The 21,806-nt window shown below is 72.1% G+C and carries 20 protein-coding genes; 5 read left to right on the forward strand and 15 right to left on the reverse strand.

The features are described from left to right. Positions 1–84 precede the first annotated feature (84 nt). Complete coding sequence (locus tag ABZV93_RS02215) at positions 85–480, forward strand: hypothetical protein (protein WP_354928901.1); 396 nt, start codon at positions 85–87, stop codon at positions 478–480. 101 nt (positions 481–581) lie between these two features. Here the strand turns inward: ABZV93_RS02215 and ABZV93_RS02220 are convergent, their stop codons facing one another. From ABZV93_RS02220 to deoC, 5 genes are all read right to left on the reverse strand, one after another. Then, complete coding sequence (locus ABZV93_RS02220; protein WP_354928904.1) at positions 582–767, reverse strand: PspC domain-containing protein; 186 nt, start codon at positions 765–767, stop codon at positions 582–584. A 110-nt stretch (positions 768–877) separates the two neighbouring features. Beyond that, positions 878–2,128 carry a hypothetical protein gene (locus ABZV93_RS02225; RefSeq protein WP_354928907.1) on the reverse strand — a complete coding sequence of 417 codons (1,251 nt, stop codon included), beginning with the start codon at positions 2,126–2,128 and terminating at the stop codon, positions 878–880. A 3-nt stretch (positions 2,129–2,131) separates the two neighbouring features. Continuing rightward, positions 2,132–3,016 carry an aldehyde dehydrogenase family protein gene (locus ABZV93_RS02230; RefSeq protein ID WP_354928909.1) on the reverse strand — a complete coding sequence of 295 codons (885 nt, stop codon included), beginning with the start codon at positions 3,014–3,016 and terminating at the stop codon, positions 2,132–2,134. Next, positions 3,013–4,497, reverse strand: coding sequence for an aldehyde dehydrogenase family protein (locus ABZV93_RS02235; RefSeq protein WP_354928912.1), 1,485 nt, complete (start codon positions 4,495–4,497; stop codon positions 3,013–3,015). The genes ABZV93_RS02230 and ABZV93_RS02235 overlap by 4 nt, the downstream gene beginning before the upstream one ends. An 8-nt stretch (positions 4,498–4,505) precedes the next feature. After that, on the reverse strand, positions 4,506–5,447 hold the full coding sequence (deoC, locus tag ABZV93_RS02240; RefSeq protein ID WP_354929744.1) for a deoxyribose-phosphate aldolase: 942 nt from the start codon (positions 5,445–5,447) through the stop codon (positions 4,506–4,508). Positions 5,448–5,670: 223 nt separating this feature from the next. Between deoC and ABZV93_RS02245 the strand changes: the two genes are divergently transcribed. Continuing rightward, positions 5,671–6,321 carry a hypothetical protein gene (locus tag ABZV93_RS02245; protein ID WP_354928915.1) on the forward strand — a complete coding sequence of 217 codons (651 nt, stop codon included), beginning with the start codon at positions 5,671–5,673 and terminating at the stop codon, positions 6,319–6,321. Between the two features lie 38 nt (positions 6,322–6,359). Here ABZV93_RS02245 and ABZV93_RS02250 read toward each other — a convergent pair whose 3' ends face one another. After that, positions 6,360–8,030: a phospho-sugar mutase gene (locus ABZV93_RS02250; protein ID WP_354928917.1), complete on the reverse strand. Its 1,671-nt coding sequence runs from the start codon at positions 8,028–8,030 to the stop codon at positions 6,360–6,362. A gap of 138 nt (positions 8,031–8,168) precedes the next feature. After that, positions 8,169–9,155 carry a LysR family transcriptional regulator gene (locus ABZV93_RS02255; protein WP_354928920.1) on the reverse strand — a complete coding sequence of 329 codons (987 nt, stop codon included), beginning with the start codon at positions 9,153–9,155 and terminating at the stop codon, positions 8,169–8,171. A gap of 148 nt (positions 9,156–9,303) precedes the next feature. Here ABZV93_RS02255 and ABZV93_RS02260 point away from each other — a divergent pair, with 148 nt between their 5' ends. Beyond that, the gene (locus ABZV93_RS02260; RefSeq protein ID WP_354928922.1) at positions 9,304–10,323 is read left to right on the forward strand and encodes an aldo/keto reductase; all 1,020 of its coding nucleotides are present in this window, start codon (positions 9,304–9,306) and stop codon (positions 10,321–10,323) included. Between the two features lie 51 nt (positions 10,324–10,374). Here ABZV93_RS02260 and ABZV93_RS02265 read toward each other — a convergent pair whose 3' ends face one another. Together ABZV93_RS02265 and ABZV93_RS02270 are read right to left on the reverse strand one after the other, a co-directional pair. Beyond that, positions 10,375–11,208, reverse strand: coding sequence for a purine-nucleoside phosphorylase (locus ABZV93_RS02265; RefSeq protein ID WP_354928925.1), 834 nt, complete (start codon positions 11,206–11,208; stop codon positions 10,375–10,377). Between the two features lie 37 nt (positions 11,209–11,245). Then, on the reverse strand, positions 11,246–11,698 hold the full coding sequence (locus ABZV93_RS02270; protein WP_354928928.1) for a gamma-glutamylcyclotransferase: 453 nt from the start codon (positions 11,696–11,698) through the stop codon (positions 11,246–11,248). Positions 11,699–11,750: 52 nt separating this feature from the next. Here ABZV93_RS02270 and ABZV93_RS02275 point away from each other — a divergent pair, with 52 nt between their 5' ends. Beyond that, positions 11,751–13,175 carry an NAD(P)H-quinone dehydrogenase gene (locus tag ABZV93_RS02275; RefSeq protein ID WP_354928931.1) on the forward strand — a complete coding sequence of 475 codons (1,425 nt, stop codon included), beginning with the start codon at positions 11,751–11,753 and terminating at the stop codon, positions 13,173–13,175. A gap of 211 nt (positions 13,176–13,386) precedes the next feature. Here ABZV93_RS02275 and ABZV93_RS02280 read toward each other — a convergent pair whose 3' ends face one another. From ABZV93_RS02280 to ABZV93_RS02305, 6 genes are all read right to left on the reverse strand, one after another. After that, positions 13,387–13,824: an SPW repeat protein gene (locus ABZV93_RS02280; protein ID WP_354928934.1), complete on the reverse strand. Its 438-nt coding sequence runs from the start codon at positions 13,822–13,824 to the stop codon at positions 13,387–13,389. A 124-nt stretch (positions 13,825–13,948) separates the two neighbouring features. Continuing rightward, positions 13,949–14,794 (reverse strand): hypothetical protein, encoded by an 846-nt coding sequence (locus ABZV93_RS02285; protein ID WP_354928937.1) that lies wholly within the window; start codon positions 14,792–14,794, stop codon positions 13,949–13,951. Between the two features lie 134 nt (positions 14,795–14,928). Further along, positions 14,929–16,692 carry a biotin carboxylase N-terminal domain-containing protein gene (locus ABZV93_RS02290; protein ID WP_354928940.1) on the reverse strand — a complete coding sequence of 588 codons (1,764 nt, stop codon included), beginning with the start codon at positions 16,690–16,692 and terminating at the stop codon, positions 14,929–14,931. Between the two features lie 144 nt (positions 16,693–16,836). Further along, complete coding sequence (locus ABZV93_RS02295; protein WP_354928943.1) at positions 16,837–17,544, reverse strand: class I SAM-dependent methyltransferase; 708 nt, start codon at positions 17,542–17,544, stop codon at positions 16,837–16,839. Between the two features lie 64 nt (positions 17,545–17,608). Further along, on the reverse strand, positions 17,609–19,717 hold the full coding sequence (locus ABZV93_RS02300) for a heavy metal translocating P-type ATPase (RefSeq protein WP_354928946.1): 2,109 nt from the start codon (positions 19,715–19,717) through the stop codon (positions 17,609–17,611). A 429-nt stretch (positions 19,718–20,146) separates the two neighbouring features. After that, complete coding sequence (locus ABZV93_RS02305) at positions 20,147–20,548, reverse strand: MerR family DNA-binding transcriptional regulator (protein WP_354928949.1); 402 nt, start codon at positions 20,546–20,548, stop codon at positions 20,147–20,149. Positions 20,549–20,629: 81 nt separating this feature from the next. Here ABZV93_RS02305 and ABZV93_RS02310 point away from each other — a divergent pair, with 81 nt between their 5' ends. After that, positions 20,630–21,796: an acyl-CoA dehydrogenase family protein gene (locus tag ABZV93_RS02310; protein ID WP_354928952.1), complete on the forward strand. Its 1,167-nt coding sequence runs from the start codon at positions 20,630–20,632 to the stop codon at positions 21,794–21,796. Positions 21,797–21,806 lie beyond the last annotated feature (10 nt).

Genomic DNA, 21,806 nt, shown 5'->3' on the forward strand with positions numbered 1-21,806 from the left:
GCCACGCGTGATACCGGGAGGGTTGGAGGATCCTCTGGGGGCATTCCCAAGGCACGTGCCCAGGCCTGCTGAGGAGGTCGTGCCGTGGCCGGCGAGCGAGAGCAGTCCGCGTTGGGCGCCGTGCTGCGCCGCTGGCGGGACGCTCTCGAACACTGGTGGAGCGGCGCGGACAGCCGCCGGGACCCGCTGGAACGCTGGTGGGACACCGTGGACTCGGGCCAGGTGCCGGACGGGCCGCCGATCGAACGCCTCGCCGCCGACCTGCGCCGGCTGGCCGGGGAGAGTGTCCGCCTGCATGCCGACCACCGGGTGTCGGCGCGGGCGTTCCACCTGCACGTCACCGAACTCGCCTACGACGAGACGCTGCTGATGGCCTGCGGCGCACTCGGGGTGGAGACCGGAACCGCGACCGCACCCCTGGGCAGCACCAGACGGCTCGAGCTGGAGGTCGAACTCGCCCGCCGCGGCCTCCTGTGGTGAGCACGCGTCCACGGTCTGCGCGAGGTGACCCACCGCGCCGAAGTGTGGAGACGTACGGGGGCCGGTGACCCTCGCAGGTCTCCCACCACTTCACCAAGCTGCTAGGCGTCGGCGTTGGGGAGCAGGATCCACAGCGCGAGATAGACGAGCACCTGTGGTCCCGGCAGCGCGCAGGAGAGCACGAACAGCACCCGCACGACTCCGCGGGACAGTCCGAAGCGCTGGGCCAGGGCCGCGCAGACCCCCGCGATCATCCGACCCTGACGTGGGCGTTCCAGTGCTCCCATGAGACGTCCTCCCGGTGGTGGTCAGTTCGCGTGCCCGGCCATTGTGCGCGATGCCCGCACCGGCCGCACGTCGCTGCGGTCGGCGCGGGCACACCCGCGGCGCACGGAGGTCAGGAACGCTGGTCGAGCCGTGCGGTGAGGGCGGGTACGACAGCCCGCCAGCCGGCCGCGGCCGCCTCGGCGTCGACGGTGGCCAGCGCATGCGCGGCACCCGGCCGGTCCTGGGCCAGGTCGAGCGCACAGGACACCATGAACGCACCGGCCGGGGAGTTCGGGCCGAGGAGATCGGTGACGTCGCGCCAGCCGCCCCACTCGGCCAGCCGCAGCACCTCCGACCACGCGCTGACCAGACGGTCGGCGGCGTCGGCGTCCATCTGCGGGTTCACCGACTCGGCGAGCTCGACCAGGTCGAAGATGTTGTCGTCGTGCGGGGTGAAGCTCACGTCGTCACGGGCGGCCACCGCGCCGAGGTCGAGTCCGGGCAGCTCACCGCTCGCCGACCCCCGCGCCACCTCCGCCTGCATCCGGTCGACGTCGGTCCACACCGCCAGCCGGGCACCGTCGGGCGCGGGCGTACCGAGGTAGTCGGGGTGCCCGTTGGTCAGCGCGGTGCCGCGCAGGGCGTAGAAGCCCTCGTCGGCGAGTCCGAACCACAGGGTCAGCGCCGGAGCGGCCTCCTCCAGCGGAACCGGTCCGTCCGAAGGTGCCGTGCCGTTCACCGCACCGCGTACGCCGGCCAGTGTCGCGCCCGGCCCACCGGTACCCGCCGGCCCGCGACCGGCCGGACCCTCCGGAAGCTTCGGGGTGATCACCCGGCGGGACACCTCCGAGACGCACTCGGACCAGTTGGCGTCCAGCAGTTCGACGACGTGCTGGCGGTGGTGCGCGGCCCGGAACACCGAGAGGACCTCGTCGCCGGAGGCGAGCTTGCTGATGTCCTCGTCGTCGTGCAGGGCCTGGGACGCCTCGGTCTCGACGTCCATGTAGTCGAGCAGGTCCAGCATCAACGCCAGCGTCGATCCCAGACCGGCCTGCTCGTCGGCGGTGAGCTCACCGTCGGCGATCTCCGGCAGCCGGGTCAGGTCGTACGTGCACAACCGGCGGGCGTACTCCTCGGTGGTCCAGATCCGCAGCCCCTTGAAGTGCGCGCTCGGCGTGAGCTCGTTGACCGCGCCGGAGTCGACGAACTCCACCAGGTCGTCCAAGGTGGTGAAGCCGTAGAGCTGCTTGTTCGAGCCGAGGAACCCGGCCGAGCCGTCGTCGGCGGTGTACCAGCCGGGCTGGTAGAGCGTGTAGCGCTTGCCGATGCCGAGCGTGAGTTCGAGGGGCACGAGCGGGTCGGCGACGAATTCGGTTGTCATTCCTCAGATCCCCATCGGGTGCCAGACGGTCTTGGTCTCCAGAAACGCCGTCATCCGGTCGATGCCGGGCGCGGCGGTCCAGTCTTGGGTGTGGTCGGGTACGCGGACCAGGCGCTTGAGGTTGTCGGCGGCGGCGCGTTCGAGTTCGGTGGCCAGCTCGGCGTTCTCGGTGCCGGTGAGGTCGAGGGCGTTGACGTCTGAGTGCGCGGCCAGCCACGGCGCCACCTCGGCCACCGTGCCGGTGAGGAGGTTGACGACACCGCCGGGCAGGTCGCTGGTGGCCAGCACCTCGGTCAGGGTGACCGCCGGCAGTGGACGCTCCGCGCTGGCGAGGACCACGCAGGTGTTGCCGGTGGTGATGACCGGGGCGAGGACGCTCACCAGTCCGAGCAGGCTGGACTGCTGGGGAGCGAGCACGGCGACGACGCCGGTCGGCTCGGGTACGGAGAAGTCGAAGTAGGGGCCGGCGACCGGGTTGGTGGAGCCGAGCACCTGGGCCACCTTGTCCGCCCATCCCGCGTACCACACCCACCGGTCGATGCTCTCGTCCACGGCGGCCTCGGCCTCGGCCCGGCGGAGTCCCTCGCCGGCGGCCACCTCGTCCACGAACTGTGCCCGGCGGCCCTCCATCACCTCCGCCACGCGGTAGAGGACCTGGCCGCGGTTGTACGCGGTGCGGGCCGACCAGCCGCCGAACGCCTTCCGCGCGGCGACCACCGCGTCCCGGGCGTCCTTACGGGACGCGAGGGCGGCGTTGGCGAGGAACTGTCCCTTGGCGTCGTGCACGACGTAGCTCCGCCCGGACTCACTGCGCGGGAAGGCCCCGCCGACGTACAGCTTGTAGGTCTTGCGAACGGCGAGGCGTTCGCCGGATCGGGTGGTGCTCATGCCCGCGCCGCCTCCTTCCGGTCGGTGGCCTTGGGGCCGGCGGCCTTGAGGTAGGCTGCGAGGCCGTGCCGGCCGCCCTCACGGCCGTGGCCGGACTCCTTGTAGCCGCCGAACGGCGAGGTCGGGTCGAACTTGTTGAAGGTGTTGGCCCACACCACCCCGGCCCGCAGCCGGTCAGCCATCCACAGGATGCGCGACCCCTTCTCGGTCCACACCCCGGCGGACAGGCCGTACGGCGTGTTGTTGGCCTTCTCGACCGCCTCGGCGGGGGTGCGGAAGGTGAGGATCGACAACACCGGTCCGAAGATCTCCTCCCGGGCGATGCGGTGGGCCTGGGTGACGCCGGTGAAGATCGTGGGCGCGAACCAGAAGCCCCGGTCGGGCAGCTCGCACGGCGCCGACCAGCGTTCGGCGCCCTCGGCCTCGCCCACCTCGCTGAGGGTGGCGATCCGGCGCAGCTGCTCGGCGGAGTTGATCGCGCCGACGTCGGTGTTCTTGTCCAGCGGGTCGCCGACGCGCAGGGTGGCCATCCGGCGCTTGAGCCGGTCGAGCACCTCGTCGTAGGCGTTCTCCTGCACCAGCAGCCGCGAGCCCGCGCAGCAGACGTGGCCCTGGTTGAAGAAGATGCCGTTGACGATGCCCTCGACGGCCTGGTCGAGCGGCGCGTCGTCGAACACCACGTTGGCGGCCTTGCCGCCGAGCTCGAGGGTGACCTTCTTCGGCGTTCCGGCGACGGCGCGGGCGATCGCCTTGCCGACCTCGGTGGAGCCGGTGAACGCGATCTTGTCCACGCCCTCGTGCTCCACGAGCGCCTGGCCGGTCGCGCCCGCACCGGTGACGATGTTGACCACACCGGGCGGCAGGTCGGCCTGCTGGCAGATCTCGGCGAACAGCAACGCGGTCAGCGGCGTCGTCTCGGCCGGCTTGAGCACGACGGTGTTGCCGCAGGCCAGCGCGGGCGCGATCTTCCACGCCAGCATGAGCAGCGGGAAGTTCCACGGGATGATCTGACCGGCGACGCCGACCGGCCGGGGATCGGCGCCGAAGCCGGCGTACTCCAGCTTGTCGGCCCAGCCGGCGTAGTAGAAGAAGTGCGCGGCGACCTGCGGGATGTCGACGTCACGCGACTCCCGGATCGGCTTGCCGTTGTCCAGCGACTCCAGCACGGCGAGCTCGCGGGCGCGTTCCTGGATCAGCCGGGCGATCCGGAACAGGAACTTCCCGCGGTCCCGGCCCGACATCGGGCCCCACACCGAGTCGTAGGCGGTGCGGGCGGCCCGGACCGCGCGGTCGACGTCCTCCGCGCCGGCCTCGGTGACCTCGGCCAGCACCTCCTCGGTGGCCGGGCTGACCGTCTTGAACATCCGGCCGTCGACGGTGGGCACGAACTCGCCGCCGACGAACAGGCCGTACGACGACCTGAGGTCGACGACGGACCGCGACTCCGGCGCCGGGGCGTACTCGAACTTGCCTGCGGACAACGGCTCTCCTAGTCGAGCGTGAAGTAGTCGGGTCCGGCGTAGTGGCCGGTACGCAGCTTCGACCGCTGCATGAGCAGGTCGTTGAGCAGGCTGGAGGCGCCCAGCCGGAACCAGTCGGGGTCGAGCCAGTCCTCACCGGCGGTCTCGTTGACGAGCACGAGATAGCGGATGGCGTCCTTGCTGGTACGGATCCCGCCGGCGGGCTTCACCCCGACCTGGCGGCCGGTCGCGGCCCGGAAGTCGCGCACCGCCTCCAGCATCACCAGCGTCACCGGGAGGGTGGCGGCGGGGCTGACCTTGCCGGTGCTGGTCTTGATGAAGTCGCCACCGGCGAGCATGGCCAGCCAGGACGCGCGCCGGACGTTGTCGTACGTCGCGAGCTCGCCGGTCTCCAGGATCACCTTCAGGTGGGCGGATCCGCAGGCCCGCTTGACGGCGGTGATCTCCTCGAACACCTCGGCGTACCGGCCGGCGAGGAACGCGCCGCGGTCGATCACCATGTCCACCTCGTCGGCGCCGGCGGCCACCGCGTCGGCGGTGTCGCGCAGCTTGACCTCGAGGCTGGAACGCCCGGACGGGAACGCCGTGGCCACGCTCGCGACCTTGACCGAACTGCCCGCCAACGCGTCCTTGGCGAACGGGACCATGTCGGGGTAGACGCAGATCGCCGCGACCGACGGGCACTCCGGATCGGCCGGGTCGGGCCGGCGGGCCTTGGCGCACAGGGCACGCACCTTGCCCGGGGTGTCCTGCCCCTCCAGCGTGGTGAGGTCGATCATGGTGACCGCGAGGTCGAGGGCCCAGGCCTTGGCTGTCGTCTTGATCGACCGGGTGGCCAGGGTGGCCGCGCGGGCCTCCGCGCCCACCTGGTCGACGCCGGGCAGGCCGGCGAGGAACCGGCGCAGGCTCGCGTCGGAGGCGGTGATCTCGGCGACCTGGCCGGGCGAGATCGCGCCGGCCGCGGACCCCGACCCGTTGGTCGTGGCCGAGGGCGTCGCGGAGGCTGCCGTGGTCGTCACCGGGCCAGTGTAGGAGGGCGTGGGGGAGGCCGTGCCCCGGGCGCGCGGCGGGGCGCACGTCGGGGCGCGCGTCGGGGCGTGCGGCGGAGGCTTCCTACCGCCGTCGGGCCGGAGCAGGCACAATCAACGGATCACGAGGTCTGGAGGAACGCCGGTGGCCGGGTTGACGCGCAGGGAGACCGAGGGGTCGCGCAAAGTGATCGAACGCTTCGCGCCGATCGGTGGGCGGGTGCTCGGTTACGTCACGCTGGCGATCGGCGTGCTGATCCTGGTCGACATCGCCGTGGAGTGGCGGACGCTGTCCGGCCTGAGCGCGGCGGGTGTCGTGGTCGCCGTCTGCGCACTGGTCTGGCTCAGCCTGTGCCGGCCGGCGGTGGTGGCGTTCGAACGCGAGCTGGTACTGCGCAACATTCTCAGCGACATTCACATCCCGTGGCACCTGGTCGAGTCGGTCAACGTCGCGCCGGTGCTCACCCTCCCCGTCGGCGACCGCACCTATCGCTCGTCGGCGGTCGGGGTGACCGGGGCGGACCGGCGGGCGATGCGCAAGTCCAGGCGCGACGCGGTCGAGGCCGCCATGTCCGGGAGGCCGAAGGGCGGTGAGAGCCCGGGCCAGCTGGACGCCTCGGCCCTGTCCGGCCTGTCGCCGGCCAACTACGCCATCCGCCGGCTGGAGATGCTGGCGGACAAGTACGCCGACGCGTCCCGGGGCACGACCGAGGTACACCGCCAGTGGCGGTGGCCGGAGTTCGCGCTGGTCGGCGCGGGCGTCCTCCTCGCCGTGATCGCCAAGCTGGCGAGCTGACCCCGGGCCCTCTCAGGCGCCGCCGAACCAGCAGGCGTTCAGCCGACGAGGGTGGCGAGGTCGGCGAGCAGGGCCTCGATCCCGGCGTCCGCCTCCGCCCGGGCAGCGGCCAGGTCCGCGCCGGGTTCGGCGACGACGACCTCGAGATAGCACTTCAGCTTCGGCTCGGTCCCGCTCGGCCGGATCACCACCCGCGCCCCGCCGGCCAGGACGTACCGCACACCCGGCGTGCCCGGGAGGCTGTCGGCGGCCGGCTCGGACAGGTCGTCCACCCGCTCCACCGAGCGGCCGCCGAGCACCTGCGGCGGGTGGGCGTGCAGCCGGTGCAGGGTCGCGTCGATCTGGCTCAGGTCGCTCACCCGGACCGCGTGCTGGGCGGTCGCGTGCAGGCCGTACTCGCGGGCGATGTCGTCCAGCAGGTCCAGGAGAGTACGCCCGGCCTGCTTCTGCGCGGCGACGAGTTCGGCGATGCGCAGCAGCGCGGTGATGCCGTCCTTGTCGGCCACCGCCGCCGGGTCGACGCAGTAGCCGAGCGCCTCCTCGTAGCCGAACGCCAGACCGGGCACTCGGCCGATCCACTTGAAGCCGGTGAGCGTCTCCGCGTACGGCTCGCCCCGGCGGGCGGCGACCACTCCCAGCAGCGAGGAGGAGACGATCGTCGTGGCGAGCGTTCCCCGGGCTCCGGAGTCGAGCAGGTGGACCGCGAGCAGGGCGCCCACCTCGTCTCCGGTGAGCCGGCGGACGCCGTCCGGGGTGGGTACGCCGACCGCGCACCGGTCGGCGTCCGGGTCGTTGGCGAGGACCACGTCGGCGCCGGTCCGCCCGGCCAGCTCGAACGCGAGGTCCATCGCGCCCGGCTCCTCGGGGTTCGGGAACGCCACGGTCGGGAACGCCGGGTCCGGGTCGGCCTGCGCGGCGACGACCTCCGGCTCGGCGAAACCCGCGCGGGTCAGGGCGGCGCGCACCACCGTCCCGCCGACGCCGTGCAGCGGTGTGTAGGCGATCCGGACGTCGCGCGGGCCGGGACCCAGCAGGCCGGCCGCCCGGTCGAGGTAGGCCTCGACGATTTCCGGCCCGAGCGTCTCCCAGTGCTGTCCGCGCGGGACCTCGGCCAGGGGGCCGACCGCGGCGATGGCGGTGGCGATCTCGGTGTCGGCGGGCGGAACGATCTGCGAGCCGTCGCCGAGGTAGACCTTGTAGCCGTTGTCCTGCGGCGGGTTGTGGGACGCGGTGACCATCACCCCGGCCACGCAGTCCAGGTGCCGGATCGCGAACGCCAGCACCGGAGTGGGCAGCGGCTCGGGCAGGACCAGCGGGCGCAGCCCGGCGCCGGCGAGGACGGCCGCGGTGTCGGCGGCGAAGACGTCGGAATTACGGCGGGCGTCGTACCCGATCACCACCGCGCCACCGGCGGCACCCTCGGTCCGCAGGTACGCGGCCAGCCCGGCGGCGGCCCGGATGACCACGGCGCGGTTCATCCGGTTGGGCCCGGCACCCAGCGCCCCGCGCAGCCCGGCCGTACCGAACGTCAGTGGTCCGGTGAACCGGTCGGCCAGCTCGGCGACCGCCTCCGACCGGCTCTGCTCGCCGGTGTCCTCGGCCGCCGCGATCAGCTCCGACAGCTCGGTGCGCGTCTGCGGATCGGGATCCTCCGCCAGCCAGGCGCGGGCCTGTTCGAGCAGGTCGGGACCGGTTTCGGTGGTGCGCACACATCCTCCTCGCGACCGGCGGCGCCATGGCGTCCCGCCGGCTGGTGATCCCGAACCTGACCAGACCGGCGCGGGTCCGGCCGGGTCCGGCCGGCTCCGGCCGGCGGAAGCGCCCAAGCTATCCGACGGGTTCGCCCGTCACGCCGTACGGGCCGCCACGTCGGCACCCGTTCCACCGGGTCCGACGGGCCCGACGGATCCCGCCCTCCCGGGCCGGCCGGAGCGCGCACCGGTCCCGCCCTGGGCCGGCCAGCGCAGGCTCGGGTCACGCAGCAGCGCCTGCGCGGCGGCGCTGCACCGGCGCCCGGCCGCCACCGCGACCGCGGTCTGCCACACCGGCACCGGCGCCTGCAGCGGAACGAACCGTGCCCGGGTCTGCTTGCCGGTGAAGCTGTGCGGGACGAGGGCGATGCCCAGGCCCGCGCCCACGAAGTCCAGCAGCGAGTGGACGTCGTTCACCTCCAGCGCGACCCGGCGCTCGATCCGGGCGCCGGCCAGGGCGTGGTCGGTGACGTCGCGGGTGATCCAGCCGGGGTGGAAGTCGACGAACGACTCGTCCTTGAGGTCGGCCAGGCCGACCTGCTCCTGCTCGGCGAGGCGGTGCCCAGGCCCACAGGCGAGCACCATCGGTTCGCTGGACAGGGGAGTGAGCACCACGCCGGCGGACTCGCCCGCGGGTGGTACGGACACGATCGCGACGTCCATGTCACCGGCGCGTACCTGCGCCAGCAGTTCGTGGCTGCCGCCCTGGCGCAGGCGGATCTCCACGCCGGGATGGTCCTGGTGGAAGCGGGCCAGCAGGTCCGGAACGCTCAGCGCGCCAAGGCACTGGAGCGTCCCGACGACGAGCCGGCCGCTCAGCAGCCCCTGCACGGCGGCGACCGCCTCCCGCGCGGCGGCCAGGTCGTTGAGGGTGTGACGGGCCTCGACCAGCAGCGCGCGCCCGGCGTCGGTGAGGTCGACGTTGCGGGTGCTGCGGATGAACAACTCGGCACCGAGCTCGCGTTCGAGCGTACGGATGGAGGCCGACAGACCGGACTGTGCGACGTGCAGGCGCTGGGCGGCACGGGTGAAGTGGCGCTCCTCGGCGACCGTCACGAAGTACTCCAGCTGACGGATCTCCATACACACCTGCCCAGAGGTCGAGAGGGACTTTCACGAACGCGTCGGCGACTCATCGTCACGACTGATCGACGAGATCGGTTTCTGCTGTTGGACAGCTTAATCGCTGCTCGGCATGGTGGACGGTGCAGCGATCTGAGGAGGTCCCACCATGGAATACCGCACGCTCGGCAAGACCGGCACGCTCGTCTCCACCCTGTGCCTCGGCACGATGACGTTCGGCAGCGAGAGCGACGAGTCGGTCTCGCACGCCCAGCTCGACCGGTTCGTCGAGGTCGGCGGCACGCTGGTCGACACCGCCAACGTCTACTCCGGCGGCGTCTCGGAGGAGATCATCGGGCGCTGGCTGGCCGCCCGGCCCGGTGCCAGGGAGCAGATCGTGCTCGCCACCAAGGGCCGCTTCAGCCGCGGCGGCAGCGGCAACGAGCTCGGCCTGTCCCGGCTCAGCCTGACCCGCGCGCTGGACGCGAGCCTGCGCCGGCTCGGCGTGGAGACGATCGACCTCTACCAGGCGCACGCGTGGGACCCGCTGACGCCGATCGAGGAGGCCCTGCGGTTCTTCGACGACGCCGTACGCGCCGGCAAGATCCACTACGTCGGGGTGAGCAACTTCCTCGGCTGGCAGCTGCAGAAGGCGTCCCTGCTCACCCAGGTCCACGGCCTCGCGCCGATCGTGACCCTGCAGCCGCAGTACAACCTCCTGCAGCGCAGCATCGAGCTCGAGCTCACCGACGTCTGCCGCAACGAGGGCATCGGGATCCTGCCGTGGTCGCCGCTGGCCGGCGGCTGGCTCACCGGCAAGTACCAGCGCGACTCCGCACCGACCGGTGCCACCCGGCTCGGGGAGAACCCCGACCGCGGCATGGAGGCCTATGCCAAGCGCAACGCCGACGAGCGCACCTGGCGGGTGATCGACGCCGTACGCAAGGTCGCCGACAGCCGCGGCATCTCGATGGCGCAGGTCGCGCTGGCCTGGCTGGCCGACCGACCGGCGGTGACCTCGGTCATCCTCGGTGCCCGGACGGTCGAGCAGCTCGACGACAACCTCGGCGCAGCCGGTCTGCACCTGTCGGAGGAGGAGACCGCTCTGCTCACCGAGGCCAGCGAGCCGATCGTGGACGACTACCCCTACGGCGTCGCGGGCGCCAACCAGCGCGACCGGAAGGCCTGAGCCCGCGACATCCGGGGCATTCGCGACACTCGCGCCGACCCGGGACGGGCCCTACTCGGCCTGGAGTCGGGTGAGGACGGAGGCGAGCAGGCCGCCCATCCGGGTGGCCGCCGCCCGTCCTGCCGCCAGCACCTCGGCGTGGTCCAGCGGAGCGCCGGTCATCCCCGCCGCCAGGTTGGTGACGAGGGACAGGCCGAGCACCTCGGCGCCGGCCTCCCGGGCCGCGATCGCCTCCAGGGTGGTCGACATCCCGACGAGGTCGGCGCCGATCGTGCGCAGGTAGCGGATCTCGGCCGGCGTCTCGTAGTGCGGGCCGGGCAGCTGGGCGTACACACCCTCCTCCAGCGCCGGCTCGACCTCACGGCACAGCGCCCTCAGCCGGGCGGAGTACAGATCGGTGAGGTCGACGAAGTTCGCGCCGGACAGCGGGGACTTGCCGGTGAGGTTCAGGTGGTCGCCGATCAGGACGGGCGTGCCGGGAATCCACTCCGGGCGCAGGCCGCCGCAGCCGTTGGTGAGGACGACGTACCGGCAGCCGGCCGCCACCGCGGTCCGCACCCCGTGAACGACGGCGTCCACGCCGTGCCCTTCGTACAGGTGCGTACGGCCCAGAAACACCAGAGCCCGCAGGTCGCCGTCGCCGATCCGGACGCTGCGCAGGGTGCCCGCGTGCCCCTCGACGCTGGGCGGGGCGAAGCCGGGCAGGTCGGTGAAGGCGATCTCGCTCGCCGTCTCGCCGATCAGGTCGACCGCGGGGCGCCATCCCGAGCCGAGGACGACCGCCACGTCGTGCCGCGGCGTGCCGGTGAGTTCGGCCAGCAGGGCCGAGGCGTCGCGGGCGGCGGAGTAAGGGTCGGCGTGCGGGTCAGGGAGTACGTCGTTCACGACAGGCGACCCTAGGCCATGCCCGGCGCCGTGCAGGTCACTGGCCGATGCCGCGGCAGGGCCGGCGGCGAAGGGCGGCGGTGTAGTCCGACGGCGCGCCGGCGTGGTCTGCGGCGTCGGCGAGGATGCCGAGGTAGCGGGCCGACGGCAGGCCGCCCTCGAACGCGTCCAGTACGTAACTGGTCGCGGACACTCCGCCGTCGAGGGTCTGCACCCACACCCTGACCTTGCGGTAGAGGCCGAGGGTGGCGCCCTCGAACTCGTCCAGCCTGGCCTCGTCCGCCGGCGCGAGGTCGTACAGCGCCACGAAGACCTCCGAGACCGGGTCCTCCACCACCGTGGGCAGCGCGCCTTCCCAGCCGTGGTCCTCCCCGCCGAACGTCAGCCGCCAGCCGGTCATCCAGCCGGTGCCGCGAAGGGGAGAATGCGGGCAGCGCACGGCCATCTCCTGGGGGCTGAGATTGGCCGCGTAGGCGGCGTACAGGGTCACGGATGCCGAGGGTACCCGGCGGGTGAAACGGCGTGGGGGAGAATAGGGTCCCGTGACCCGTGTCGTGATCGTCGGAGGCGGACCCGGCGGCTATGAGGCCGCCCTGGTCGCAGCCCAGCTCGGAGCCGAAGTGTGCGTCGTCGACCGGGACGGGCTGGGTGGTTCGGCCGTCCTGACCGACTGCGTGCCCAGCAAGACGCTGGTGGCGACCGCTGAGGTGATCAACCAGGTCCGCGAGTCCGGCGAGCTCGGTGTCCGGATCGGCCGGTCCGCGCCCGATTCGGGCGATGTGAGCGACGTGAGCACCGACATCGCCAAGGTCAACGCCCGGGTGAAGGCCCTGGCCCACAACCAGTCCGAGGACGTCGGCCGCGCCCTGCAGCGCGAGGGCGTGCGGGTGGTGCGCGGATCCGGCCGGATGGCCGGTCCGGACCGCGTGGCGGTCACACTGGCCGACGGGGGTACGGAGGAGCTGGCGGCCGACGTCGTACTCCTGGCCACCGGCGCCCGGCCGCGGATCCTGCCCGACGCCGAGCCCGACGGCGAGCGGATCCTGACCTGGGACCAGGTGTACGAGCTCGACGAGCTCCCCGAACGGCTGGTCGTGGTCGGCTCGGGCGTCACCGGTGCGGAGTTCGCCGGCGCCTACAACGCCCTCGGCAGCGACGTGGTGCTCGTGTCCAGCCGCGACCGGGTGCTGCCCACCGAGGACGCCGACGCGGCCACCGTCATCGAGGACGTCTTCACCCGCCGGGGGATGACCGTGCTGTCGCGTTCCCGTGCCGAACGCGTGGAGCGGCGCGGCGACGGCGTGGTGGTGACGCTGACCGACGGCCGGGTCGTCGAGGGTACGCACTGCCTGCTCGCCGTCGGCTCGATCCCGAACACCGCCGACCTCGGGCTGGAAACCGCCGGGGTGGCCACCGACGAGCGCGGGTTCATCGAGGTGGACAAGGTGTCCCGGACCACCGCGCGGGGCGTCTACGCGGCGGGGGACTGCACGGGCGTGCTGATGCTCGCGTCGGTGGCGGCCATGCAGGGCCGGATCGCGATGGCGCACGCGCTCGGGGACGCCGTCTCGCCGCTGGACCTGGAGGAGGTCGCGGCGACCGTCTTCACCGCGCCGGAGATCGCCACCGTCGGCTGGTCACAGCACGACCTCGACAGCGGACGGGTCCAGGCCGTCGGGATCAAGCTGCCGCTTACCCGGAACCCGCGGGCGAAGATGCAGGGCATCCACGACGGGTTCATCAAGCTGATGTGCCGCCCGGGCACCGGGATCGTGGTGGGCGGGGTGGTCGTCGCGCCGCACGCCAGTGAACTCATCCACCCGGTGTCGGTGGCGGTGTCCTGCCGGCTCACCGTCGACCAGCTGGCGCACGCGTTCACCGTGTATCCGTCGCTGAGCGGCTCGATCGCCGAGGCGGCCCGCCGGCTGCACGTGCGCGGCCAGCAGGCTCCGCGCAAGGACAGCTGACGCGGCCGCGGGGACCACGCCCCGACTTATTGTCGGCGCGCCGACGCCGCGGCCGCGAGCGAGGCGGGATCGCCTTTGGTCGAAATCGATCTTCGTCTGGTTTTCCGGTTCGAACGGTTCAGGTGTCAACAGTTAGTACTGCGTGTTCTCCGGGTACCGATCGTTGCTGTCAATCGTCGGTTGCTTGTCGGCCCTATGACGGTCGGGCCGGTCAGGTGCGTTCGTTCTTGCGGCGTATCATCCCCGAACCGAGTACGGCCATGCCCAACAAGAACAGCACCGCGCCGCCGATGACGTTGCACAAGATCACCCGAAGGCTGTGATCGGCGTTGTACATCACCCAGGGTGCGAGGATCGTCCACACACCGAGCAGCGGCACCACCCAGCTCAGTCCGTGCGTCGAGCGGAACGACGCGGCGAAGCCGAGTGCCAGCGCGACCGCGGTGAGCCCGACGACCAGGTTGTTGACCGTGAGCGGGGTCGACGTGGCGAATCCCGCGATCCACGGCGACAACGCGACGAACAACCCGGCCAGTACGATCAGCCCGGCGCCCATCTGCACGGCGGGCTTCTGGCCAATTCTTTCGTAACGTCCCTGGAGTTCGGTTATATCGGGGTGCTCCTCAATAGGGAGCCGCTGGGACGACATTTTCCGTTACCTCCCGTCGACGGAAATCGAGGGGAGAAACAAATCCCCCTCTCTCGCGAGCCTAACGCGAGGAGGGGGGGATTGTTGAACAGCCCGCTGATCGGGCCGTCGCTGTATCTCGACCTCAGAAACCGAAGTCGCCACCGCCGAAGTCGCCACCGCCGAAGTCTCCGCCGTCACCGCCGAAGTCCCCGCCGTCGCCACCGTCCCCGCCGTCGCCACCGTCTCCGCCGTCGCCACCGTCGCCGAAGTCACCGTCTCCGCCGTCTCCGCCGTCGCCGTCACCGAAGCCTCCGTCGCCGTAGCCGCCCCACATGCCGCCCATCATCGAGCCCATGAGGAACGCCGGCAGCAGGCCGGACGTCGCGAAGCCGGCGAAGTAGCCCTGCATCCACGGCGCGTACGCCGGACCGCCCTGCCAGTACGGAACGCGCTCGCCGTCGACGGTGACCTTGCGGATGTCGGGCTCGGCACCGGCCTTCACCCGCTCCGCGTCGGCGGCACACACCGGGACCGTGCGGTAGGCGCCGCCGGCCGGTGCCCACTCCACGTCCTCGAAGGACGGGCCGTGCTGGGGGTTGAAGAAGCACGGCGGGCGCCGCTGCGGAAGCGGCTGGCCGTTGATCCGGGCCCGCACGCAGGCGACGGCGTACTTACCGTCCTCCAGGATCGTGGTGATCTGCTTGATGTCCTCGGGCCTGGCCGCTGTGTCGACGGCCTTCTTCGCGACGTCGTACTGGTCGAGCGCGCGTTCGTAGTCCTGGCGGGTCGCCTCGTCGAGCTCGCGCCCGGCGACGTCGGTGTCCAGCCGCTGCAGCTCCTCGCCGAACTTCGTGACGTCCTCCTCGGCGAAGGACTTCACCTTGGCGAGCTCGGCCGCCTCGACCTCCCGGCGCCGCGTCGTGGCGCGCCGGTTGGAGACGAACGCGACCACTCCGATCACGACGACGAGCAGGATCAGGATCTCCACGGGGTGCCCTTTCTTAGGTTGCCCTCAGCGTAGGAGACGTCCGGGCGGGCGTGTGCGTTCCCCGTCCGTCCGGACAAAATCCCGATCGCGCCCGACCTGCGCCGACGCCGGGCGGGGTGTCACGGCGGCCGCCGTCACTCCTTGATCTCGCAGAGCGGGGCGCCGGCCGTCACCGTGCTGCCGACCTGTGCGGACAGCCCCGCCACGGTGCCCGCCTTGTGCGCGTTGACCGGTTGTTCCATCTTCATCGCCTCGAGGACGACGATCAGGTCGCCGGCCTGCACCGCCTGGCCCTCCTCGACCGCGACCTTCACCAGCGTCCCCTGCATGGGAGAGGTGAGGGTGTCACCGGAGGCGCTGGCACCGGCGCGGGCGCCGCCGCCGCGGCGCGGCGGCTTGCGGGCGCCGCCGGCCTGGGCCGCGCCGGTGGCACCGAGCCCGGCCGGGAGCACGACTTCCAGCCGCTTGCCGTCCACCTCGACGGTGATCCGCTCGCGCTCGGGCGCCTCGGCGGCCTCGGTGGGCCCATCGTAGGGGGCGATGGTGTTGTCGAACTCGGTCTCGATCCAGCGTGTGTGCACCGCGAACTCGCCGTCGGCCGCGGTGAACGCCGGCGACTCCAGCACCGCGCGGTGGAACGGCAGCACGGTGGGCATGCCGTCGGCGACGAACTCCGCGAGCGCCCGGCGGGAGCGGGCCAGCGCGTGCTCGCGGTCGCGCCCGGTGACGACCAGCTTGGCGATCAGCGAGTCGAACGCGCCGGGCACCGTCTCGCCCTGGTCGTATCCCTCGTCCAGTCGTACGCCGGGACCGGACGGCGGGTGCCAGCGGGTCAGCGTGCCGGGCGCGGGCAGGAAGTTGCGGCCGGCGTCCTCGGCGTTGATCCGGAACTCGATGGAGTGCCCGCGCACGGCCGGGTCGTCGTAGCCCAGCGGCTCACCCGCGGCGACCCGCAGCTGTTCGCGCACGAGATCGAGCCCGGTGACCTCCTCCGACACCGGGTGCTCGACCTGCAGCCGGGTGTTGACCTCGAGGAAGCTGATGGTGCCGTCCTGGCCGACCAGGAACTCGCAGGTGCCCGCGCCGACGTAGCCGGCCTCGCGCAGGATCGCCTTGCTGGCGGAGTAGAGAGTGTCCAGCTGCTCGGCGGACAGGAACGGCGCCGGGGCCTCCTCGACCAGCTTCTGGTGGCGGCGCTGCAGCGAGCAGTCACGGGTGGACACCACCACGACGTTGCCGTGGGTGTCGGCCAGGCACTGCGTCTCCACGTGCCGCGGCCGGTCGAGGTAGCGCTCCACGAAACACTCACCGCGCCCGAACGCCGAGACCGCCTCCCGCACCGCCGAGTCGAACAGCTCGGGAATCTCCTCCTCGGTGCGGGCGACCTTCAGGCCCCGGCCACCGCCGCCGTACGCCGCCTTGATCGCCACCGGCAGGCCGTGCTCGCGGGCGAACGCCAGCACCTCCTCGGCGTCGGCGACCGGGTCGGCGGTGCCGGGAACCAGCGGGGCGCCGACCTTCTGCGCGATGTGGCGGGCCTTGACCTTGTCGCCGAGGGCGTCGATCGCGGCCGGTGGGGGCCCGATCCAGATGAGGCCGGCGTCGGCGACCGCGGTCGCGAACCCGGCGTTCTCGGCGAGGAAGCCGTAGCCGGGGTGCACCGCGTCTGCTCCGGCACGCCGGGCGACGTCGACCAGCTTGTCGATCGCGAGGTAGCTGTCCGCCGGGGTCGCGCCGTCCAGTGCGTACGCCTCGTCGGCGACCCGGACGTGCAGCGCGTCCCGGTCGGGATCGGCGTACACGGCGACGCTGGCCACGCCCGCGTCCCGGCACGCCCGCGCGATCCGGACGGCGATCTCGCCACGGTTGGCGATGAGCACCTTGCTGATGGTCGACACCCTGTGGTCCTCCCTCTGCGGGTCGCGGTCCGACGCAGCGTTCGCCGCCGTCGCCCCATGCCCGCGCGACCCCATGACTTCCCGGAGTCTAGGACAGAGGGGACGGCGGTGGTCGCGCGATCAGGCGGGCGACCAGCCGGGTGATCAGCTCGGTGACCAGCCGACCAGGACCGCGAACCGCAAGTGGGCGTACGGGCAGGCCGGGTCGGTGAAGCCTGCCTCGCACAGCCAGCCCACCTGGTCGGCGGCGGTGGCGGGGCGGTCGAAGGCCATCCGCGCCCGGGCGGCGGCGAGCTCGGCGTCGCCGGACCCGCGGGCGCGCGCGTCGTCCTCCCACCACCTGTCGTACAGCTCGTCCAGCCGGGGAGTCGGCCCGGCGACCTGCTCGGCGTTGACGAAGACGCCGCCGGGTGCGAGGACGCCGAGGACGCGGCGGTAGAGGTCGCGCTTGCCGTCGTCGCCGAGGTGGTGGATGGCCAGGGCGGAGATCACCGCGTCGTAGGGGCCGTGGGGGAGCGGCTCGGCGAGGTCCTGGTGGCGTACCTCGTGGGCGACCCCGCGGGCGGACAGCGCTCTCGTGGCCTCGGCCAGCATGGGCTCGGCGGAGTCGACCAGGGTCAGGTGGGCGCGCGGCCGCACCGCGGCGACCAGCGCCGAGAAGAGCCCGGTACCGGCGCCGAGGTCCAGAACGTGCGGAGCCTCGGGCAGGTCCAGGGTGGCGAACCGCAGGGCCGTGCCGTAGAAGTCGTCGAAGCAGGGAACGAGCCGGCGCCGTGCACTGTCGTACGTCCCGGCTGCCGCACCGAACGCCGATTCGATCGTCTCGAATTTCGAGATTGACGTCTCGCTCATCGGACGATTGTAGCGGCGTTCGGTGCGCGGCGGACGGGCCGTGTTGCCATCCGGACGCCTGTGCCTACGGCGAGAGCCGGACGCGGCGGAGCAGCTGGGCGTTCAGCGCCACCACGATCGTGGACACCGACATCAGCACCGCACCGACGGCGGGGCTGAGGGTGACACCGGCCCAGGCCAGGGCGCCCGCGGCCAGCGGGATCGCGACGACGTTGTAGCCGGCCGCCCAGCCGAGGTTCTGCACCATCTTGCGGTACGACGCGCGCGACAGCCGGACCACGCCGGCCACCGCCCGCGGGTCTGAGGCGGCCAGCACCACACCGGCGGACTCGATCGCCACGTCTGTGCCCGCGCCGATCGCGAGGCCGACGTCGGCCGCGGCGAGGGCGGGCGCATCGTTGACGCCGTCGCCCACCATGGCGACCGCCAGCCCGCGTTCCTGCAGCCTGGCCACAGCGCGCTGCTTGTCGGCAGGGAGCACCTCGGCGAACACCTCGTCCACCCCCGGGACGAACCCGAGGTCCGCCGCGACCGCCTCGGCGACGGGACGGGCGTCGCCGGTCACCATGGCGATGGTGGTGACGCCGAGCTCCCGCAGGTGCGCGATCGCCTCCCGCGCCTCCGGGCGTACTTCGTCCTCCAGCGCCATGGCGCCGAGCACGTGGGCGCCGGTGTAGGCGCCGGTGTTGGTGCCGGTGCCGGTGTCCGTCCGCACCAGGTAGAGAACGGCTGCGCCGCGCCCCTCCCAGCCGGCAACGGTGTCGTGCAGGTCGTCAGGGACCGCCGTGCCGAACTCCCGCAGCAGCGCCGGCCCGCCGACGGCGTACGACGTACCGTCAACTCTGGCTTGCACCCCGCGACCGGCCAGGGAGCGGAAGTCGCTCGCCGTCGCCGGGGAGGTGCGTTCCTTCGCGGCACTGACGACCGCGCGCGCCAGCGGGTGCTCGCTGTCGGCCTCGACCGCCGCGGCCACCGCGAGCAGCCGATCCTCTGAGAGCGGCGAGGCGTCCCCGGTCCGCGCGGACGTGGTGGTCACGGCGACGACCTTGTGCTGTCCCTTGGTCAGCGTTCCGGTCTTGTCGAACAGAACCGCGTCGACGGTACGCATCCGCTCCAGTGCCAACCTGTCCTTGACGAGAATGCCGGCGCGGGCGGCCAACGCCGTGGACAGCGCGATCACCAACGGGATGGCCAGGCCGAGTGCGTGCGGGCAGGCGATCACCAGGACGGTGACGCTCCGCACCACCGAGTTGTCGAGGTCGCCGAGCAGCCACCAGACGGCGAACGTGACGACGCCGGCCGCGACCGCCACGTAGAACAACAGCGCGGCGAACCGGTCGGCCAGTGCCTGTGCCCGGCCACCGGAGGCCTGCGCCTGGGCGACCATGCGAGCGATCCCGGCCAATGCGGTGTCCTCGCCGACCGCCTGCACCTCCACCCGGACGGCGGAGTCGGTCGCCACGGTGCCGGCGACCACGCGGTCCCCGACCGTACGCGGAACCGGGCGGGACTCCCCGGTGATCATCGACTCGTCGACCTCGGCGCCCCCGTCGACCACCCGTCCGTCCGCGGGCACCCGGGCGCCCGGCCGGACGAGTACGACGTCACCGACCGTCAGTGCGTCGACCGGCACCCGCTCGGTGCCGTCCGGCGTGACGCGCTCGGCATCGTCGGGCAGCAGTTTCGCCAACGCCGCAAGGGCACCCTGCGCCTGGCCGATCGCCTTCATCTCCTGCCAGTGCCCCAGCAGCATGATGGTGATCAGCGCGGCGAGCTCCCACCAGAACTCCAGGTCGAACCAGCCGAGGCTGCTGGCCGCGGACGCGACGTAGGCGACGACGACCGCGAGCGAGATCAGCAGCATCATCCCCGGCGCGCGGTCGCGAAGCTCGGCGACGGCTCCCGCCAGGAAGGGCCAGCCGCCGTAGAGGAAGACGACCGTGCCCAGCACCGGGCCGACCCAGGTGATCCCGGGGAAGTCCAGCGAGTAGCCGAACCATCGCATCACCATCTCGCTGGTCGCCACGATCGGCAGCGTCAGCAGCAGGCTCAGCCAGAACTTCCGGCGGAACATCTCCGGGTCGTGTCCGGCGTGCTTGTCGTGCCCGCCGTGCCCGGCGTGCCCGGCCTGCTCGGCCTGCTCGGCCTGCTCGCTGTGTCCGGCATGCGCCATGTGGTTGTCATGCCCGGTGTGTGCGGGGGCATGGCCAGCATGCGCGGCCCGTTCGTCCTGCCCGGCCCGACCGGGCGGTGCGTTCTCAGGCTGCGGTGCGCTCACGGATCTCACCTTCTCCATGCCGCACACCATACCCCCCTACGGTATATGCGCAAGCCCATGATCCGGTGTGAGCTCCGTGACTGATCCAGGGACGTTCCTTCGTGCGGCTGTGTCGCCGAGCTGGGAAGACCTGTGGGGCCTATAGCACCCGTAAGTCTTCCCAGCTTGGGATCTCGGCTGCGCGGAGCGCCGGACCCGGCTCACGGCGAAGCGTGAAGCTTCACGGGTACATCGCTCACTCGGCGCCGAGCCGCTCTGGTTCGATGGTCGCGTTCGGCTCCTCGTTCGCTGCGCGGGCGGCTCGTTCCTCGCCGACCACTTCGCTCACTCGGCGCCGAGCCGCTCCAGGTCCTCCTTGCAGCGCCGCTCCACCTCGGCCAGTTCCGCGAGCGTGGTGTCGATGTCGCGGCGGCGCTGCTCCAGTTCCCGGCGGCGCGAGCCGATCTGCTCCAGCAGGTAGCGCAACTGCCCCTGCTCGCCCGGCTCCGCGTCGTACATCCCGATGATCGTCTCGATCTCCCGCAGCGAGAACCCCAGTCGCCGCCCGCGCAGCACCAGCCCCAGCCGCACCCGGTCGCGCGCGTGGAAGATCCGCTGACTGCCCCGGCGCTCCGGCGCCAGGAAACCCTTGTCCTCGTAGAAACGGATCGTCCGCAGCGTCACGTCGTACTCCTCGGCGAGCTGCGTGATCGTCCAGGTCGGGGCGTCTGCTCCTGCTCCCGGCATGTCCTTCGTCCCCTTGCGCGGATCGACGGCCTCGGCTTACGTTTACGTAAGCGTAAACCTGCGAGCTCCTGGGAGCCCACCATGACCTTCGAGCTCTCTCCCGAGCACGAGACCTTCCGCGAGGTGGTCGGCGACTTCGCCCGGGCCGAGATCGCCCCGCACGTCGCCCGCTGGGACGAAGCCCACCATTTCCCCGTCGAGGCGGTGGCGGCGATGGGCAAGCTCGGGTTGTTCGGCCTGGTGGTGCCGGAGGAGTACGGCGGGAGCGGCGGCGACTTCACCAGCCTGTGCGTCGCGATCGAGGAGATCGGCCGGGTCGACCAGTCGATGGGGCTCACCCTGGAGGCCGCGGTCGGGCTCGGCATCGGCCCGATCCTGGCGTGGGGCACCGAGGAGCAGAAGACCCGATGGCTGCCCGACCTTGCCACCGGCCAGGCGCTCGCCGGGTTCGGGTTGACCGAGGCCGAGGCGGGCTCGGACGCCGGGGCCACCCGCACCCGCGCCCGTCTGGACGGCGATTCCTGGGTGATCAACGGCGGGAAGCAGTTCATCACCAACTCCGGGACACCCATCACGTCGCTGGTGACGGTGACCGCCCGCACCGGCCAGGCCGACGACGCCAGTCCGGAGATCTCCGCGATCATCGTCCCCGCCGGCACGCCCGGCTTCACCGTCGAGCCCGCCTACCGCAAGCTCGGCTGGCACGCCTCCGACACCCACCCGCTGTCGTTCGACAACTGCCGCGTCCCGGCCGACCACCTGCTGGGCGAGCGCGGCTCCGGTCTCCGGCAGTTCCTGGCGACGCTGGACGAGGGCCGGATCGCCATCGCGGCGCTGGCCACCGGGCTCGCGCAAGGCTGCCTTGACGAGGCCACGGAGTACGCGAAGAACCGGATCGCGTTCGGCCGCCCGATCGGTGTCAACCAGGGCTTGTCGTTCCAGCTCGCCGACCTGCGGGTGGCGATCGAGGCCAGCCGGCTGCTGACGTACAAGGCGGCGGCGATGAAGGACGCCGGGCGACCGGCCGCGGAGCTCAAGCAGGCGGCCGCGATGGCCAAGCTGTTCGCCAGCGAGGCCGCGGTGACCGCGACGCGCACCGCTACGCAGGTGTTCGGCGGCTACGGGTTCATGGAGGAGTACCCCGTGGCCCGCTTCTACCGTGACGCGAAGATCCTCGAGATCGGCGAGGGGACCAGCGAGATCCAGCGCATGGTGATCGCCCGCGGGCTCGGACTCCCGGTCGCCTGAAGCATGTTCT

It is taken from the genome of Actinopolymorpha sp. NPDC004070 (genome assembly GCF_040610475.1).
Lineage (GTDB): Bacteria > Actinomycetota > Actinomycetes > Propionibacteriales > Actinopolymorphaceae > Actinopolymorpha.

Excerpts from the sequence above, each read along its gene's own strand:
- ABZV93_RS02225 (WP_354928907.1), bottom strand. The coding sequence starts at position 2,128 with ATGACAACCGAATTCGTCGCCGACCCGCTCGTGCCCCTCGAACTCACG.
- ABZV93_RS02280 (WP_354928934.1), bottom strand. The coding sequence starts at position 13,824 with ATGTCGTCCCAGCGGCTCCCTATTGAGGAGCACCCCGATATAACCGAA.
- ABZV93_RS02300 (WP_354928946.1), bottom strand. The coding sequence starts at position 19,717 with ATGGCGCATGCCGGACACAGCGAGCAGGCCGAGCAGGCCGAGCAGGCC.
- ABZV93_RS02305 (WP_354928949.1), bottom strand. The coding sequence starts at position 20,548 with ATGCCGGGAGCAGGAGCAGACGCCCCGACCTGGACGATCACGCAGCTC.
- ABZV93_RS02255 (WP_354928920.1), bottom strand. The coding sequence starts at position 9,155 with ATGGAGATCCGTCAGCTGGAGTACTTCGTGACGGTCGCCGAGGAGCGC.
- ABZV93_RS02230 (WP_354928909.1), bottom strand. The coding sequence starts at position 3,016 with ATGAGCACCACCCGATCCGGCGAACGCCTCGCCGTTCGCAAGACCTAC.
- ABZV93_RS02295 (WP_354928943.1), bottom strand. The coding sequence starts at position 17,544 with ATGAGCGAGACGTCAATCTCGAAATTCGAGACGATCGAATCGGCGTTC.
- ABZV93_RS02220 (WP_354928904.1), bottom strand. The coding sequence starts at position 767 with ATGGGAGCACTGGAACGCCCACGTCAGGGTCGGATGATCGCGGGGGTC.
- ABZV93_RS02310 (WP_354928952.1), top strand. The coding sequence starts at position 20,630 with ATGACCTTCGAGCTCTCTCCCGAGCACGAGACCTTCCGCGAGGTGGTC.
- ABZV93_RS02260 (WP_354928922.1), top strand. The coding sequence starts at position 9,304 with ATGGAATACCGCACGCTCGGCAAGACCGGCACGCTCGTCTCCACCCTG.